This window comes from Nitratireductor arenosus (assembly GCF_009742725.1).
In the GTDB taxonomy this organism is placed as follows: Bacteria; Pseudomonadota; Alphaproteobacteria; order Rhizobiales; family Rhizobiaceae; genus Mangrovimarina; species Mangrovimarina arenosa.
Genome location: NZ_WPHG01000002.1, coordinates 12,833 through 29,580, shown reverse-complemented (window position 1 = coordinate 29,580; position 16,748 = coordinate 12,833). Strand labels below are relative to the sequence as shown.

Here is a 16,748-nt window from a genome sequence, read left to right as displayed (position 1 = left end):
ACGGACGGGAAAAATGTTCATGCGTCTATCGTTCCGCCGCTCTCCATGGCCGGCTCGGGGCCGTTCGCGCCGCATGCCGGTCGCGCCGCTCGCCGTGCTTGCCGTCGGGGTGCTGGCGCTGTCGGCCTGTTCGGTTTCGGAGGTGATGCGGCCGGATGTGGACGTCGGCGCCAAGACCAGCGCCGTGCCGGCGCGCGGGCTGGCGCGTCTGGTGCCGTCCAACCCGTTCATGGCCGGCTTCCCGCGTTTCAACAGTCCGGCCTCGCCGTTGCAGACGATGTCGGCCGAGGAGCGCCAGTGCCGGACTGCGCTGAAACGGCTCGGCGTGACCTATCGCGACATCGCGCCGATCAACGACAGCGCGTCCTGCCGCATCGACCATCCGGTTGAAATCTCCGGATTTTCGGGCAATATCGCCCTGAAACCGGCCGCCACGCTCAACTGCCAGATGGCGCTCGCTTTCGCCCGCTGGACCAAGGACGAACTCGCCCCGGCCGCGCGCTGGCGCTACATGTCGGGCATCCGCACCATCCACCAGGGGTCGAGCTATTCCTGCCGCCGGGTCAATGGCACCACCAAGATGTCGGAACATTCGCGCGGCAACGCGCTCGACGTCATGCAGATCGACCTGAAGAACGGCAAAAAGATCGACGTGCGCAAGCCGGGCTGGTTCTCCTTCCGCGAACGCGGGCTCTTAAACACCGTGCGTTCGGACGCCTGCGGCTATTTCACCACGGTGCTCGGCCCCGGATACGACCGCGACCACGCCGATCATTTCCATTTCGACATCAAGCCGCGCCGCAACGGCTACCGCGCCTGCAAATAGACCCGGGCCGCCGCCTTCAGCCGTTCGCCGGCACCGGGCTCGGCCTGCCGTCCTTGTCGAGCGCCACCATGATGAAATCGGCGTCGGTGACCTTTTCCATCAGGTCGGACAGGTAACGCTGCGCCCAGGCCTCGACCTTGAGCACCATCGACGTGCGGCCGACACGGGTGATCTCGGTATAGATGCACAGCGTGTCGCCGATCTTCATCGGCTTGGCGAAAGACATCTCCTTGACGGCGGCCGTCACCACGCGCCCCTTGGCGCGCTCGGCCGCGCGGATGCCGCAGGCAAGGTCCATCTGCGCCATCACCCAGCCGCCGAAAATATCGCCGGCGGCGTTGGCGTCGCCGGGCATGGCCAGCGTGCGCAAGGTGAGTTCGCCACATGGCGGAATCCGATTTTCGCCCATGATGCGCCTTTCTGGGTCGTGTCGCGGGAAACCCGCTGGTAGCGGCCGGAATGTCACGCGTCAACGCGAAGCGCGACAGGCGCGCACCGCCGGTCGCTAAGAAAATCCCGACCTGCCATGTCGCCCTGGCGGCGCGCAATCGCCACGCCCCTCGCCTAGTCTTGGTGGCACGATATCATCAGGGAGGCCGAAACCCGATGCCGAAAGCCCGCGCCGCCGTGTGCCACGCCTTTGGACAAAGACTGGCGATCGAGGAGGTGACGCTCGCCGATCCCGGACCGGGCGAGGTGCTGGTCGACGTCAGGGCCTGCGCCATCTGCCATTCCGACATCTCCTACGCCGAGGGCGCCTGGGGCGGAACGCTGCCGGCGGTCTACGGCCATGAGGCCGCCGGTATCGTCGCCGCGACCGGGACAGGCGTGAGCGGCGTTGCGCCCGGCGACCATGTCGTCGTCACCCTGATCCGATCCTGCGGGGCGTGCCATTATTGCCGCCGGCAAAGCCGGGTGATGTGCGAGGAGGTGTTCGCGCTCGACCGCGAGGGCGCGCTTACGGGCGCCGACGGAAGCCGCTACGAGCAGGCGATGCGCACCGGCGCCTTCGCCGACAAGGTGGTGGTGCATGAAAGCCAGCTCGTGGCGATCCCCGCCGACATACCGTTCGACAGCGCCTCGCTGTTGGCCTGCGGGGTGATCACCGGCTTCGGCGCCGTGGTCAACTCCGCCCGCGTCAGGCCCGGCGAGGCGGTCGCGGTCGTCGGCTGCGGCGGCGTCGGGCTCAACAGCGTCCAAGGCGCGGCGATCGCCGGCGCGGCGCCGATCGTGGCGATCGACCTTCACGACGACAAGCTGGAGGCGGCCAAACGGTTCGGCGCCACCGACGGCGTCAACCCGGCCCGCGAGGACGCCGCGGCCCGCGTCAAGGCACTGACCAACGGGCGCGGCGTCGACCATGTCTTCGTCACCGTCGGCCAGAAGGCCGCCTTCGACGGGGCCTTCGATTATATCACCAAGAACGGAACGGTCGTCGTCGTCGGCATGCCGCCCTCGGGCGTGCTTGCCCAATACGATCCCGGCACCCTTGCCGCCTGGAACCAGAAGATCATCGGTTCCAAGATGGGCGAGGCCGACATAGCGACCGACATTCCCGCCCTCATCGAGCATTATCGCGGCGGCCGGCTCAAGCTCGACGAGCTGGTCAGCGCGCGCTACCCGTTGGAGGCGATCAACGAGGCGATCGCGGCGGTGAAGGCCGGCCACGCCCTGCGCAACGTGATCGTGTTCGACTGAGGACTAGCGGATGGGAAGGAGCGGCAGACGATGAAGATCACCGACGTGAAGACCTGGGTGGTCGGCAATCCGCCGCCCGGCATCGGCGGCAAATATTTCATCTTCGTGCGGCTGACGACCGATGGCGGCGTGACCGGCTACGGCGAGGCCTACAACGCCACCTTCGGCCCGCACGTGACCGCCCGGATGATCGAGGATCTGGCCGCGCGCTATCTGGTCGGCCGCGACCCGCACGACATCGAGGCGTTTTTCCGCCGCGCCTACTCCTCCGGCTTCACCCAGCGTCCGGACGTCTCGGTGATGGGCTGTTTTTCCGCGCTGGAGATCGCCTGCTGGGACATTATCGGCAAGGAGGCCGGCAAGCCGGTCTACATGCTTTTGGGCGGCCGCGTGCACGAGAGCCTGCGCTCCTACACCTATCTCTACCCGCAGGAAGGCTCGGTGCATTCGGAAGACGCGCAAGAGGGCCGCAACGTCTACAACGACCCCGATCTCGCCGCCCAATGCGCGGCCGACTATGTCAGCCAGGGTTTTAGCGCCGTCAAGCTCGATCCGGCCGGCCCCTACACCGCGTTTGACGGCCACCAGCCGCGGCTTGTCGACATCGACCTGTCCGCGCGCATGATGAAGGCGATCCGCGCCGCGGTCGACACCTCCTGCGACATCCTGTTCGGCACCCATGGCCAGTTCACCGCCGCCGGCGCGCTCAGGATCGCGCGCGCGATCGAGCCCTACGACCCGCTCTGGTTCGAGGAACCGGTGCCGCCCGACATGCCCGAAGTGATGGCGCAGGTGGCCCGCGCCACCTCTATTCCGGTCGCGACCGGCGAGCGGCTGACCACCAAGGCCGAATTCGCCCGGGTGATCGAGCACCGCGCCGCCGCCATCCTGCAGCCCGATCTCGGCCGCTCCGGCGGCATTCTGGAAACCAAGAAGATCGCGGCGATGGCCGAGGCCTACCATATCCAGATCGCGCCGCACTGCTATTGCGGGCCGATCGTCGGCGCGGCCAACATCCAGCTCGCCGTCACCCTGCCCAATTTCCTGATCCTGGAATCGCTCAAGCAGTGGGACGGGTTTCATGCCCGGCTGTTGAAAAAAAAGATCGCATGGCAGGACGGCGACGTCATTCCCCCGACCGGGCCCGGCCTCGGCGTGGAACTCGACGAGGCGGTCTGCGAGGCCCACCCCTATGACGGCGACGACCTGCATCTGCAGATGATGCAGACCCCGCTGATGCCCTGAGGAGGCCGCGATGACGGACAAGCCCGACTACGCCTTCATCGGCCTCGGCCATCTCGGCCACCATCTCGCCGCCCGCCTGCTTGCGGCCGGCTACGCCGTTTTCGTCCACGACCGCGACCGGGAGGCCGTCGCCCGGCTGGTCGACAAGGGCGCGGTCGCCTGCGCCGGCCCGGCCGAAGCCGCCAAAAGCGCCGGCAACGCCATCACCTGCCTGCCCTCGCCGGCGGTCAGCGAGGCGGTGCTGGCCGGGCCGGGCGGCCTGCTCGACGGCCTGCGGGCGGGCGGGACCTGGATCGAAATGTCGACCAACGGCCGCGACGAGATGCTGCGGCTGGCCGGCCTCGCCGCCGAGCGCGGCGTCGCGGTGCTCGAATGCCCGGTCACCGGCGGCGTGCATCTGGCCGCCGAGGGCCGCATCACCGCGCTGGTCGGCGGCGACACGGCGCTTTACGACAGCCACGCCCCGGCGATCGCGGCGATGTGCCACAAGCATTTTCTGATGGGCCCGCTCGGCGCGGCGGCGGTGATCAAGGTGATCACCAACATGCTCGCCTTCATCCATCTGGTCGCCGCCGGCGAGGCCCTGATGCTGGCCCGGCGCGGCGGGCTCGACCTGACCCAGGCCTATCACGCCATCGCCGCCTCGTCGGGCACCAGCTTCGTGCACGAGACCGAGGGCCAGCTGGTCTTGAACGGCTCCTACGATATCGGCTTCACGATGGACCTGGCGCTGAAGGATCTGGGCTTCGCGCGCGCCATGGCCGCAGAATTCGGCGCGCCGCTCGATCTGGCCGCGCGTGTCGAGGCGATCTTCGAAAACGGCAGGGCGGCCTATGGCGGCGAGGCCTGGTCGACCATGATCGTCAAGCTGCTGGAGGACGAGACCGGCACCGATCTGCGCGCCCCCGGTTTCCCCGCCCGGCTGGGCGAATAGCTTGAGGTGGACCTGAAGGCTTCCGATCACACCCGGCATACTGTCTGACGTGAGTAGCCTGCGCGGTGCCGGTGTCTACCTCTCCCCGCAAGCGGGGAGAGTCAGGGTGAGCGGCTAGCGCGCCCGTCAATCTCGTTGCCATGAGGACCTTCAAGATCGACATGCTATCTCCGCGTGGCGAAACTGCCTGCGCTCAGATCGTTGGCAAGGCGATTCTCTGCCTTGATCGTGCTGATAGAACGACCGTCCAGCATCGTGTTGCCTATGGTCTCCAGCCACCCCAGCACCTTCTCCACTTCTCCCTCCGTCACCGCCTCCTCGGTGATCTCCAGCGTGACGCGCTTCAGCGCCACGCCGGGGCCGAAGGTGGCGGCGAGATCGTCGGGATCGACGCGCCTGACCGTCGTCGGGTCGGCAAGGTCGGTGAAGGTCACCAGCAGCGGGTAGCGCTCGCGCGGCAGCACGCGGATTTCGCGCATGGTCTCCAGCCTCTCGGCCCGTTCGAGCGGCGACGGCGCGGGCTCGGGGAAGAACAAGGTCAGCGCGACCTCGCGCTCCCAGTCGCCGCCGCCGAGCAGCGCGAACAGGTAGCGTCCGGGCGCCACCTCGACGAAGGACGCCTCGCCATGCATCCGCGAGCCGAGGCCGCCGGCGCCAGCGCCAGGCGCCCATTTCGGCGAGGTGCCGGCCTCGACCGCAACCACACTGCCGCCGCTGACGACGCCAGTCGGCGTCTCGACCTCGAGCACCAGTTTCTGGCGCCATTCCCAGTTCTTGAAACCGAGCGCGTCGCAGCCGGCGAGCAGAGTGATGGCAATCAAGACGTAAAGAAGGGCGACCTTGCGTCGGAAGAGTCTTGTTGCGGCCATCACGTACAACCCCCTACCCGGAAGGCACCAGTGCCAAGGGTGTTAGAAAGTTCGTTGTCAGTAATCGCGCCTGACTTGCCGTTCAGGCGCACTTGTTTCGTGCGTAGATCGCACCACCAGCCCAACACTGCCTCCACCTCTCCCTCTGTCACCGCCTCGTCGGTGATCTCCAGCGTGATGCGTTTCAGCGCGACGCCGGGGCCGAAGGTGGCGGCAAGGTCGTCGGGATCGACGCGCCTGACGGTCGCCGGGTCGGCAAGGTCGGTGAAGGTCACCAGCAGCGGGTAGCGCTCCGGCGGGACGTCGCGCACGCCACGGAACTGCGCGATCTTGGGATAGAGCGTCTCGTAGTCGGAACGGCGCTCGCCCAGTTCCTGATGCAGCGTGTAGCCGGCGATATATTTGGTCGGCTCGCCGATCAGGGCGAACAGCAAACCGCGCGCGCCGAGGTCGACCACCGTCGCCTCGCCGCGATAGGCGGTGGGATAATGGTCGAGCGCGTTGGCCTCCTGCCAGCGCACATAAGAAACCGCCGCGCCGGAAACGGTCTCGCCGTCGACCAGCACCTCGACGGTCAGCTTCTGGTTCCATTCCCAGCGCTCGGCCAACCACCCGCAGCCGGCGAGCAGTAGCGTGGCGAGAACGAACCCGACCAAAGGAACCAATCGAGGGCAGCGCGTGCAATTTTCGAACACGAGGCTCTGCAACTTTGTCATCGTCATCTTCGAATGAACTTGGTCCGACCGATTGTCTCGTAGCCAACCGGGCTGTTGTCCGGTGCTCTCAGCGGGTTTTCTCCACCGCCGGCGGCAAGGAAGCGTTCACGCGACCAGCGAAGCCACCCCAGCACCGCCTCCACCTCTCCCTCCGTCACGGCCTCGTCGGTGATCTCCAGCGTGATGCGTTTCAGCGCCACGCCCGGGCCGAACGTTGCCGCCAGATCGTCGGGATCGACGCGCTTGACGGTCGTCGGGTCGGCAATGTCGGTGAAGGTCACCAGCAGCGGGTAGGCCTCGCGGGCAACCTCGCGCACGCCGCGAAAGCCTGCGACCTTGGGATAAAGCGTCTCGTAGTCGGAGCGGCGCTCGCCCAGTTCCTCGTGCAGCGTGTAGCCCGCGACGTATTTGGTCGCCTCGCCGATCAGCGCGAACAGGACACCGCGTTCGCCGAGGTCGACCACCGTCGCCTCGCCGCGATAGGCCGTGGAATAGTTGTCGAGCGCGTCGGCTTCCTGCCAGCGCACATACGAAACCGCCGAGCCCGAAGCGATCTCGCCGTCGACCAGCACCTCGACGGTCAGCTTCTGGTTCCACTCCCAGCGCTCGGCGAACCAGCCGCAGCCGGCGAGCGCCAGCAGCGCCGCGACCAGCGCGACCTTCGCCAAAAAATCCCGCCGGCTCACGCCGCACGCCCCGCGCCGTGCGCGGCGAAAGCGGCGGCCGGGTGCGCTGCCGCCGATCTGCTTGCGTCGTTCGAAAGGACCATGCCGAGGCTCCCGCTACGGCGTCGTCCGCCGCGCTTTCTCCAAAGCCGCCGCCCGAAGGCCGCGCCGTCACCCCGCCCACCACATTAGCGATGGCTTGTTAAAAAATCATGCCACGATATCCCCAGCCGTGATGCGCGCCGCGCCTGCCCAGGCGGCCGGAATCGGCTAAACTCAAAGCCTCGAACCGCAAGGGGGCGGCAATGACGCTGATCCAGAAACTCGGCATCGCCTACGCCGTGATGTTTTTCGCCGTGGTCGGCATCGGCTACGTGCCGGCCTTCAACGACGCCAACGGCTCTCTGTTCGGCCTGTTCTCGCTGCAATGGTATGACGACCTGCTGCACGGTTTTTCCGGCGTCTGGGCGCTCGCCGCCGCAATCGTCTCGCACCGCGCCGCGGTGCTCTATTTCCGGCTGTTCGGCTCGGTCTATTTCTTCGACGGCGTGCTCGGCCTCGTCACCGGCTCGGGCTGTCTCGACGGCGGCATCTTCCTCGACGGTTTCCGCTCCTTCGACGACATCGAACTGCCGACGCGTTTCTTTGCCAACCTGCCGCATCTGGCAATCGGCGGCATCGCCATCCTGATCGGCTTCTGGCTGGCCGGCCGCGTCCGCGCCGCGCCCGGGCCGGCCTGAGCGATGGCGCGGCTCGCTGGGCGCATCGCGCGTCTCATCGTCGCGCTTCTGGCGCTGGCGCTCGCCATTCCCGCCGCCGGGCTCGCCTATGGCTGGCTGACGACGGCAGCGCTCGAGGCCACGCCGCCCAACGAGGCCGACGGCGCGCCGACCGAAGCGCTGCGCGCCGAGGCCGCCGCCGGCATCGAGGCCTATCGGCGCCCCGAGGAGGCGACCTATCTCACCTATCCGGAATGGGCGATCGTCTACGCGGCGCGCGACTATGCCGGTTTCGTCGCCGAGGCCGACGAGAGCGGCTTTGCCTACTGGGCCTATATCGGCCGCTTTTGGCAGGACTACGCCACCGTGATTCGCGCCACGGCGGACTATCCCTTCAACGCCGGCAACCATGTGATGCTGCTCGTCATCGGCACCAGCCACACGGTCGAGCACGCCATCCAGTGGGCCTGGGAAAACACGCTCGGCCGGCTGAGCGCCGTCGCCGCCGGCGGACGGAAGACGGCGCAGGACCGGTTCCTGGCGGCAATGGCGGCCGACTACGCCGCCTTTCTCGACCAAGTGCCATGGTACCGCTTCGCCTATGACGAAAGGCGCGCCGCGCTGTGGCGCACCGAGACCGCGCCCGGGCTGGCCGCGCTGCGCTCGTGGGAGCGCAGGCTCGCCTTCGGCCTGGCGCTGTCGATCAAGCAGGCTTATGCCGGCCTGATCACCGCCGGGCTCGGGGCCACCTACGACCCCGCCCTGACCGACATAAATGTCTGGGCCGCCGGCCCGGTCGCGAGTGCGATTTCCGGCGAGGCGGACACCCGGCTTCAAAAGGATCTCGGCGACCATGGCGCGGTGTTCGTCACCCGGCGCTACCAGGTCTTTACCGAAATGATCCCGCGCCTGATCGCCAGCGGCGTACGCTTCGTCGAAATCGGCGGCAACGACGACATCCTCGTCACCGTGGTGTCGAACGACGAGATTGCCGTGCCCGCCGGCGCGCGCGCGATCTTCGCCTACCAGCTCCCCGCCCGGCCGGCCGTGCGCCGCACCGGGCTCGCCGTGCCGGTGCGCCGGCTGCATGCGATCCTGCCGGCGCTGGCTGCGGCCGGGGCCGGGCTGGAGCACGTCTATGATTATTGACCGGCGCGCCCGGCCTCGGTGACGATGAAGTCCATCGCGATGTCGTGGGGCTGCGGATAGATGGTAGCGATGGCGGCAGCGGCGTAGCCGACGCCGATCACCGTCGGCCGGGCCGGCAGCGCCGCCAGCGTGCGGTCGAAGAACCCGCCGCCGTAACCCAGCCTGTAATTGGCCGGATCGAAGCCGACGACCGGCGAAATCACGATGTCGGGGATGACGGCCGGCGCCGCCGGCGGAACCGGGATGTTCCACACGCCCTTTTCCAGCTTCATGCCCGGCCGCCAGTCGCGAAACACAAGCGGCGCGGCCTTTTCCACCACCACCGGCAGGGCGAGCGTGCCGCCGCGCCGCATGAAGCCGGCGGCGAAGGCGCGCAGATCCGGCTCGCCGCGAAACGGCCAGTAGAGGCTGAGCCGCCGGCCGGCCGGGTCGCCGATCGCCGCGTCAAGATGGGTCGCGATCGCGCCGGCCATGGCGCTGCGTTCGGCGGCCGGCACGGCCAACCGTGCCTCGATCAGCCTCTGGCGCTCGGCCTTGCGCCAGCGCATGATGTCGGCGCGCGCCTGCGGATCGCTGTCGGGCGCGGCAAAACCCGGCTGCAATTCGTGCATGAAACAGGGCGGCGAGGCGTAGGCCCCGCCCGTTGCCCGATCGTCGTCGTCCGTCATCACACACCTCGCCAATCTCGCGGCACCGCAGCGGCAAAACCCGCCGAGTCCCGATCCTTAACCGAGCCGATCCTAGACCGCCACGCAAGGCCGCCCACGCCACGCAAGCGACATCTGGGCGTCGCATCCCTCTCCCCTCACCGCCTTGCGCACATCTCGCGCACGGTGCGCTTAAGAAGCGCCGTGCCGCCCGGCCGCCAGCCGAGCGCGCGCAGTTTGCGCGTGTCCATCAGGTTGAGGGCGGCCGGGTCGGCGCGCGCCGGCAGGGGACCGCCCGCACCGGTCGCCTCGCGCACAAGTGCCAGAAGGTCATGCCGGTCGAGCACGATGTCGGCGACGTTGAAGAGCTCACCGCACACCGCACCCGGCGCGGCCGCGAGCACATGCCGCACCGCCTGGCCGACATCGGCGCCGTGCACCTCGCCGGCCACGCGCGGCGCGACCGGCCGGCCGGCGAGAAAATCGCTAAACAGCGGCTGCCATTTGTGCGCCCGGTTCGCCGCGGCGGCTCCGTAGACGCCGGTGATGCGCAGCGCGGTGGCGCAAAAGCCGGCATCAACCAGCCCCATAAGCCCTTGTTCGGCGGCGTGTTTCACCGTGCCGTAAAGCGTGTCGGGACGACACGGCGTGTCTTCAAAAAGCACAGCACCCGGCGGCTGCCGGCCGTAGACGGCGCGGCTCGACAAAAACACCACGCGGCTCACGCCGGCACGTTTGGCCTGGTCGAACAGGGCCAGGCTGCCGTCGAGATTGCGGCGGCGAAACCCGGCCGGATCGTCGCCCTCCCCGCCCCGGTAACGGCCGGGCAGATGGTCGAACGCGGCGTGAACGAAAAAATCGATGCCCGCAAAGGCCGCGCTCCGGTCGCGGCCGGGATCGAGCGCGGCTTCGACGAAGCCGATGGCGCGCGGAAAAAAACCGGCCGGCGGCGCTGTGCGGCCCAAGAGGGTAACCGCGTGGCCGGCCGCAAGCAGGGCCTCGACGACGAACCGGCCGACAAGACCGGTGCCTCCCGAAACCAGCGTCGCCGGCACGGCCCTAACTCCGCGCCGACGGGACGGGCGGCGGCAGGGTGGCGATATCGGGGATCGCTCCGCCTCGGTGGAAGGCCCGCCACAGATCGATCAGCGGCCGCAGCCTGTCGGCCTTGGCATGGTCGCCCTGCCAGGGTTTTTCGTACTGGTAGTGCACGACCGCGACGGAATTCCAGTCCCACAGTTCCGGCAGGTTGAACCAGACATATTGCAGCATGTTGCAGAACACCGGCAGGCCGTGCCAGTCGGGAAAAAAGCTCTGCAGAAAGGTCTGGTCGGTGCGGGGCCAGAAGGCGCTGGGCGCATCGAGCGCGGCAAGCATTTTTTCAAACGTCCGTTGCGAGGGCCTGGCGACGAAAACGCCCGAATTCATGCGATGAAAATCGGCAAGCCGCTCGTAGACATTGGGCGCGGCGGAAAACTCCGGGTAGGCAAACAGCCGGTCGATATTGCGCAGGACCAGCGTGTCGGCGTCGAGAAAGACGATGCTGTCATACTCCTCCAGCTGCCACAGCCTCAGCTTGGCGAAATTGTCGAGCGGGGTATGGAAGGCGGGCTTTTCGCCTTTGGTGAAGGGGTTGCGGCCGTGAATCTCACTCTTCGCATGGCGCGCATTGAACGCATCCGAGGTCGCCAGCATCGCGACCGGCCGCAGCCGCGCGCCGAGCGCGGCGGCCGGCGCCAGCGCCGCCGGCTCGACGCCGCCGGTGTGCATGACCACGATATCGGCGCTCGTTGCGGTCAGCCGCAGCGAGCGCACCAGCGCGGTCGCGCCGAGCGCGAAATCGGCATTGGTGACCAGCGTGACATAGGCGCGCGCAGCGCTCACCGGGAAAGCCTCGCCATTCGCTCGCCCACGGGCTTAGGAAACGCTTTTCAGCCGCCGGCCCTCGGGATCGCGTTCGACCGTCGGCGCGATGTCCCTGGTCCAGGCCGAGACGGCGGGAATGCGCGACCGGTCGACGCGATAGGCGAACTTTTTCGCCACCTCGATCACTTCCGACAGCAGCCCGGCCTCCAGCGTGATCGGGTCGAGCCCGAGCGCCATGAACTGCTCGTTGTCGACCACGAGGTCGTTCTCGGCCGCTTCCTTGCGCGGATTGGGCAGATAGGCGACCTCGGCCCCGGCGATCCGCGCCACCATCTCGGCCAGGTCGCGCACGCGGTGGGTTTCCGTCATCTGGTTGAAGATCTTCACCCGCTCGCCCGATCTGGGTGGGTTGTTCAGCGCCAGTTCGATGCAGCGCACCGAATCCTGGATATGGATGAAGGCGCGGGTCTGGCCGCCGGTGCCGTGCACGGTCAGCGGATAGCCGATCGCCGCCTGGATCAGGAAACGGTTCAACACCGTGCCGTAATCGCCGTCATAGTCGAAGCGGTTGACGAGCTGGGCGTGGCGGCGGGTCTGGTCGGTATGCGTGCCCCAGACGATGCCCTGATGCAGATCGGTGATCCTGACCCCGTCATTCCTGGCGTAGAACTGGAACAGCAACTGATCCAGGCATTTGGTCATGTGGTAGATCGAGCCGGGATTGGCCGGATAGAGGATTTCCTGGCTGACCGTCTCGCCGGCCAGCGTCTCGACGCCGACCGACAGATAGCCTTCCGGGATCGCCGCGCCGACGCTGGAATAGCCGTAGACGCCCATCGTGCCGAGATGCACCAGATGCGCGTCGAGCCCGGTTTCGACCACCGCGTTCAGCAGATTGTGCGTGGCGCTGACATTGTTGTTGACGGTGTAGTTCTTGTGCCGGTCGCTCTTCATCGAATAGGGCGCGGCGCGCTGCTCGGCGAAGTGCACGATCGCGTCGGGCCGCTCCTCGGCAAGCCAGCGCTTCAACACCTCGTAGTCACGCGCCAGGTCGATCAGGTGGAAATGGATGCGCCGGCCGGTCTCCTGGTGCCAGATGCGGGTGCGCTCCTGGATCGAATCCATCGGGGTCAGCGACTGCACGCCGAGTTCGGTGTCGATCCAGCGCCGCGAGAGATTGTCGACGATATGGACGTCGTGACCGCGGTCGGACAGGTGCAACGAGGTGGGCCAACCGACGAAACCGTCACCGCCGAGAACCGCTATCTTCATCAAATTTGTCCCTCTCAGAAAATCCTGTCACGTGTTAGCCGGCATTTATGACAGGAATGGTACGCCGCCGAAACGATCTCGCCCGGCGCGGAAGCAAACCCGGCCGGCCGAACCGAGAAAGGCCGGCCCCTTGCGGGACCGGCCGGGAGAGGGATCGGGTCCGCCGTGCCTACTCCTGCTTGTTGACCTCGACGGCGCTCGTGGTCGCGTCGTCCACGGTGATCATCACCTTGTCGCCCGCCGCAAGCGATTCCAGATCGACGGCGGCGTCGGCGACATAGCTCGTGCCATCGTCGAGCATGATGGTGCGGCTGGCCGGATCGACCGATTGGACCGTGCCCTGTACCTCGGCCGCATGGGCGGCAACGGCAAAAAATGCGGTAGCGGCAAGGGCGGTAAGCAATTTTGTCATGACATGACTCCGTTATTTCCATTTCGCCGGCCGGGATATCCGTTGCCTGAGACCCGTTTGGGTAAGTCCCGTCCGACGGGGCTTATCTAGGCACCAGCGCAGGCCGCCCGCAAATCAACTCGTGTAAAAGAACCTAACGATTTCAATGACTTGTTTTTGCCACAATCCGGCGCAAGCGCGCCTCCAACGGCATCGACCGCCGAGCTCCGGGCGGCACGGACGCGCTAGGCCGCCGGTTCCCGCGACAGCGACGGACGCAACTTCGCCGAAATTGTCGCGCGCGCCCGTTCACGGATGGCTTGAGCAACCCGCCAGCGCGGCACCGCCCAATAAATTCGCGTTACGCAATATAAATAATGTGAGCGCCCGGTCCCGCCGCAACACACCTTTGCGAAGGCGCCGGCCGGCACCGTCGCGGCCTGAAACGGACGCGCCGAGACGGCGAACATCGCAACGGACGGCGTGATGAAAACCGATGCCTGGTTCAGGCCGGCCCTGGCGGCGGCGCGCCGGCCGCCATCGCTTTCAGCACGCGATAAAATGTCGAACTGAACAGCTCGCCGGGATCATAGGCGCGCTTGCTGGCCAGGAATCTCGGCAGTTCGGGATAGCTGGCGAGCAGTTGCGCCCCGGTATAGTGAAGCTGATAGGGCAGGAAGAAACGCCCACCATGGCGCAAGGTCAGGTCGATCAGCGCCCGCGTCAGAGAGCGCATCGCGGCATTGCCGGTCCCGTCGGCCGGCTGATTGATGTAGAGCACCAGCGAGAAGGCCGGCTCACGCGCGTAGGAAAGCGCGATGTCCTCTGCATGCACCACCCGCACCGAGGCGTTGAGCACTGGCAATGACTGCCCGGCGAGCACCGCGCGCGCATCGGCGATGAAGGCATTATAGGCGGCGCGCGGCACGAAATATTCGTGCAGGATATCGGTGTCGGCGGCGAGATCGTTGAACAGATACGGCACGGAATCGTGCATCGGGTCGTTGCGCGAGACCAGGCAGGCCTCGCCCTCGCCGAGCGCGTCGGTGCGCGCCACGGTGCAGTTTTCGAATTCCGGCTCGAGGTGCTTCTCGGCGTACCATTTCAGACGCTGGAACAGCGCCCCGTGCTTGGCGAGGTTCATGATAAACCGCTTGACCTTGACCGCGCCGGGGGCACCGAGCCTCGGCATGTCGAGCGGCGCCCGCTCGGCCACTACGTCGTAGCGATAGACGATCATTTCTTCGAGCAGATTGCCGGGCGCGGTCGAGAGATGGCCGTAAAACAGGCCCGGGCCGCCCTCGCCCGCCAATTCGCGCTCGAAATAGCCGGGGAAATCCTCGGAGCGGATGACCGCGCGCGAGGTGCGGTAGACGGCGTTGGGAACGATCTCGAGCGTGGCGGACACGATGACGCCGAACAGGCCGTAACCGCCGAGAACGTGCCAAAAGAGCTCGGCGTTCTCCTCGCGCGAGCAGGTCAACACCTCGCCGGAGGGCAGCATGACCCGCATCGTGCGCAGGCTACCGGCCAGCGCGCCGGCATGATGGTCCATGCCATGCGCGTTGACGGAGATCGACCCGCCGACGGAAAAGATGTCGGTCGACTGCATTGCCTTCACCGCAAAGCGCGGATGCAGCACGTTCTGGATGTCATGCCAGGTCGCGCCCGGCTCGACAGTGACGGTGCGTTCGGCCTCGTCCACGGCGATGCCGTTGAAGGCGAGCATGTCGAGCACCAGCGCATGATCGTCGAATGCGTGACCGCCCATGGAATGCCGAACCGCCGCGACAGACACTTTCAAGCCGTTGGCTTTGGCGAAATCAAGCGCTGCAGCCACGTCCTGTTCGCTGCGCACGCCGACGACACCGTAGACCGGCGTCCGCGACAAGGCGCTGGCATCGTTGAGGTCGCCGCCTTTCGACATCCACGGCAGTTCGGGATCGTGCGGCGGCGATACGTCGGGTTCGGGAGTGGCCAGGCCGAGACCGTCGACATCGGCAATCCGCCCGGCATCCTTCGGCCCGGACGGGTCGCGCGACAGCCGCGCCACCGTCGCGCCGCTCCAGCCGATGGCGCCGACCCCCACCGCAGCGCCCAGAAGAGCGCGCCTCGACATCCAGAAACGCCTGCGCCGTGTCGCCAAATCCGCCTCCCGGTCACACTCGGTCAGGCATGCTTAGACCGGCTTTCGCGGATCAGCGCAACTGTGTTCGATGCCGGCCGCCGCACAGTCTCGAGCACCCGCCAGCGGCCGTCCGGCAACCCGTCCGGACAAGCCGACACCGTCGTCGCGTTCGATCGCATCGCAAGCCACTCCGCCCATCGTGCCACGATGACGTTCCAGGTTCGCCCGTCTGTCAAAAAACATGGCCGGTGCCGCGGCCCGGCGTGAATCAGGCTCGATCCTGCCCGAACGCTGTAAGTCAGCGCTTCCGGATGCGCGGAAAGCATCTCCTTTTGCGGCATGCTCGCGACGCCCGACGAGCACATTGCCGCCGGTTGCGGTCAGTCACATGAATTATCAACTATTTTGGCAATAATCACGATCAATTGGGGAAAAATTGGATAGTCCCGATGCGGGTTGCCGGCCTAACCGCTAGGTTCGAGCCGCGAACGCGCGCATCAACAGTGTGTCACGGATAGTCCGCAGTGGCGCAAAACGAACAGAACCAAGAGGCGCGATCAAGCCGATGCCCCCGAATTCACTGACCCTCGCTTCACTCACCGGCCTTATCGAGAAAATGGCGGCGATCCGCAATCGCTACGACGCCTACGCCGTTCTGCTCGATATTTGCAGCCGCGCCGGCTATCTCCACGGGGTGATGCTCGACCTTCCGGCCGAAGCCACCCAGCAACTGTCCAGCCACATCCTGATCAGCAACTGGCCGGATCGGTTCCTGCGCGATTACGACGCCTACGGCCTTCTGGCGACAAGCCCCGTTATCGCCCGCGCGCGCGACGCCATCGCGCCGTTCGTTTGGTCGTCCAAGTCAACCTCCGCCCGCCGCAACCAGGCAGAGGCGGGTCGTGCCGCAGCGCTTTTTGAGGAACATGGCTTTGTCACGGGAGTGGCGTTGCCGGTCGGGGGGCGTCCCGGCGAACGGCGACTGCTTTTTCTCGCCGGTGATCGGGACGAGCCGCGATGCGCGGAACTTTCCTATCTGCTGATGCTTGCCGCCCATCTTAGCGAACGCCTCGTGGAGACACTGGAGACACCCGGTCGCGACGAACCCGCCGCGCGGCTGTCCGACCGGGAGCGTCAATGTCTGGTCTGGACCTCGGCCGGCAAGACCAGTCTCGAGATCGGGATGATCCTCGGGCTGTCGGAACACACGGTCAACCAATATATCGCGTCGAGCAGCCAGAAGCTGGGCGCCATGAACCGCGCCCACGCGGTCGCCAAGGCGATGCGTCGTCGCCTGATCGACTGAGACGGTCCGGTTCCGGCATCGCGCCCCCCCCCGAACCGCACCTGTGGCGCGGCGCTCTCACGCACAGCGGATGTGCACCCATCGTAGCGCAATTTCCCGATCGGCGCGGCGCGTGGTCTGCAATCATATTCTTAAACAAGCAGGCGGACGGACGGACCAAATGTTTTCCGGAAGGTTGCGTGCGTTGCTCAATGCTGCGCCCCAACACATCAATCCCGTCGTCGCGGGCCGGCAAACCACGCCCAGCACCATAGGCCATGCCTGACGATGCTTGTTTTCTGCACGGCAACGCCTATTTGCGGTTTCGTTCCCACATA

General features: G+C 66.7%; 17 protein-coding genes. 7 read left to right on the top strand and 10 right to left on the bottom strand.

Annotated elements, in window-relative coordinates; translation table 11 throughout:
* Positions 1 to 19: 19 nt before the first annotated feature.
* The gene (locus GN330_RS07070) at positions 20 to 826 is read left to right on the top strand and encodes an extensin-like domain-containing protein (protein WP_425487162.1); all 807 of its coding nucleotides are present in this window, start codon (positions 20 to 22) and stop codon (positions 824 to 826) included.
* Between the two features lie 16 nt (positions 827 to 842).
* Here the strand turns inward: GN330_RS07070 and GN330_RS07065 are convergent, their stop codons facing one another.
* Positions 843 to 1,235: an acyl-CoA thioesterase gene (locus GN330_RS07065; protein WP_156712010.1), complete on the bottom strand. Its 393-nt coding sequence runs from the start codon at positions 1,233 to 1,235 to the stop codon at positions 843 to 845.
* 197 nt (positions 1,236 to 1,432) lie between these two features.
* Here GN330_RS07065 and GN330_RS07060 point away from each other — a divergent pair, with 197 nt between their 5' ends.
* From GN330_RS07060 to GN330_RS07050, 3 genes are read left to right on the top strand one after another with little or no spacing between them, the layout of a single operon-like run.
* Entirely contained in the window at positions 1,433 to 2,524 is a 1,092-nt protein-coding gene (locus tag GN330_RS07060) for a zinc-binding dehydrogenase (protein WP_156712009.1), read from the top strand.
* Between the two features lie 30 nt (positions 2,525 to 2,554).
* The gene (locus GN330_RS07055; protein WP_156712008.1) at positions 2,555 to 3,769 is read left to right on the top strand and encodes a mandelate racemase/muconate lactonizing enzyme family protein; all 1,215 of its coding nucleotides are present in this window, start codon (positions 2,555 to 2,557) and stop codon (positions 3,767 to 3,769) included.
* Positions 3,770 to 3,779: 10 nt separating this feature from the next.
* Positions 3,780 to 4,703 (top strand): NAD(P)-dependent oxidoreductase, encoded by a 924-nt coding sequence (locus GN330_RS07050; protein ID WP_156712007.1) that lies wholly within the window; start codon positions 3,780 to 3,782, stop codon positions 4,701 to 4,703.
* A 164-nt stretch (positions 4,704 to 4,867) separates the two neighbouring features.
* Here GN330_RS07050 and GN330_RS07045 read toward each other — a convergent pair whose 3' ends face one another.
* The 3 genes from GN330_RS07045 to GN330_RS07035 are packed head-to-tail and all read right to left on the bottom strand — an operon-like array spanning position 4,868 to position 6,974.
* Positions 4,868 to 5,572 (bottom strand): hypothetical protein, encoded by a 705-nt coding sequence (locus tag GN330_RS07045; protein ID WP_156712006.1) that lies wholly within the window; start codon positions 5,570 to 5,572, stop codon positions 4,868 to 4,870.
* Entirely contained in the window at positions 5,572 to 6,288 is a 717-nt protein-coding gene (locus tag GN330_RS07040) for a hypothetical protein (RefSeq protein ID WP_156712005.1), read from the bottom strand. The genes GN330_RS07045 and GN330_RS07040 overlap by 1 nt, the downstream gene beginning before the upstream one ends.
* Before the next feature lie 2 nt (positions 6,289 to 6,290).
* Positions 6,291 to 6,974 carry a twin-arginine translocation signal domain-containing protein gene (locus GN330_RS07035; RefSeq protein ID WP_156712004.1) on the bottom strand — a complete coding sequence of 228 codons (684 nt, stop codon included), beginning with the start codon at positions 6,972 to 6,974 and terminating at the stop codon, positions 6,291 to 6,293.
* A 284-nt stretch (positions 6,975 to 7,258) separates the two neighbouring features.
* Here GN330_RS07035 and GN330_RS07030 point away from each other — a divergent pair, with 284 nt between their 5' ends.
* Both GN330_RS07030 and GN330_RS07025 read left to right on the top strand, forming a co-directional pair.
* On the top strand, positions 7,259 to 7,693 hold the full coding sequence (locus tag GN330_RS07030; RefSeq protein WP_156712003.1) for a hypothetical protein: 435 nt from the start codon (positions 7,259 to 7,261) through the stop codon (positions 7,691 to 7,693).
* Between the two features lie 3 nt (positions 7,694 to 7,696).
* A complete protein-coding gene (locus tag GN330_RS07025; protein WP_156712002.1) occupies positions 7,697 to 8,821 on the top strand; it encodes a hypothetical protein in 1,125 nt (374 codons plus the stop codon).
* On the opposite strand, the gene GN330_RS07020 is transcribed toward GN330_RS07025, so the two are convergent.
* The 6 genes from GN330_RS07020 to GN330_RS06995 form a co-directional block, all read right to left on the bottom strand.
* On the bottom strand, positions 8,815 to 9,489 hold the full coding sequence (locus tag GN330_RS07020) for a 5-formyltetrahydrofolate cyclo-ligase (RefSeq protein ID WP_156712001.1): 675 nt from the start codon (positions 9,487 to 9,489) through the stop codon (positions 8,815 to 8,817). The genes GN330_RS07025 and GN330_RS07020 overlap by 7 nt on opposite strands.
* Positions 9,490 to 9,626: 137 nt before the next feature.
* Positions 9,627 to 10,523, bottom strand: a complete 897-nt coding sequence (locus tag GN330_RS07015; RefSeq protein WP_343040387.1) for an NAD-dependent epimerase/dehydratase family protein — start codon at positions 10,521 to 10,523, stop codon at positions 9,627 to 9,629.
* 4 nt (positions 10,524 to 10,527) lie between these two features.
* Positions 10,528 to 11,352, bottom strand: a complete 825-nt coding sequence (locus tag GN330_RS07010; RefSeq protein ID WP_343040386.1) for a glycosyltransferase — start codon at positions 11,350 to 11,352, stop codon at positions 10,528 to 10,530.
* Positions 11,353 to 11,385: 33 nt separating this feature from the next.
* Entirely contained in the window at positions 11,386 to 12,606 is a 1,221-nt protein-coding gene (locus GN330_RS07005; protein ID WP_156712000.1) for an NAD-dependent epimerase/dehydratase family protein, read from the bottom strand.
* A 169-nt stretch (positions 12,607 to 12,775) separates the two neighbouring features.
* Positions 12,776 to 13,018 (bottom strand): DUF1344 domain-containing protein, encoded by a 243-nt coding sequence (locus tag GN330_RS07000; protein ID WP_156711999.1) that lies wholly within the window; start codon positions 13,016 to 13,018, stop codon positions 12,776 to 12,778.
* 484 nt (positions 13,019 to 13,502) lie between these two features.
* On the bottom strand, positions 13,503 to 15,116 hold the full coding sequence (locus GN330_RS06995; RefSeq protein WP_246188581.1) for an FAD-binding oxidoreductase: 1,614 nt from the start codon (positions 15,114 to 15,116) through the stop codon (positions 13,503 to 13,505).
* A gap of 574 nt (positions 15,117 to 15,690) precedes the next feature.
* On the opposite strand from GN330_RS06995, the gene GN330_RS06990 reads away from it, so the two are divergent.
* The gene (locus GN330_RS06990) at positions 15,691 to 16,431 is read left to right on the top strand and encodes a LuxR family transcriptional regulator (protein ID WP_156711997.1); all 741 of its coding nucleotides are present in this window, start codon (positions 15,691 to 15,693) and stop codon (positions 16,429 to 16,431) included.
* The last annotated feature ends 317 nt before the right edge of the window (positions 16,432 to 16,748 follow it).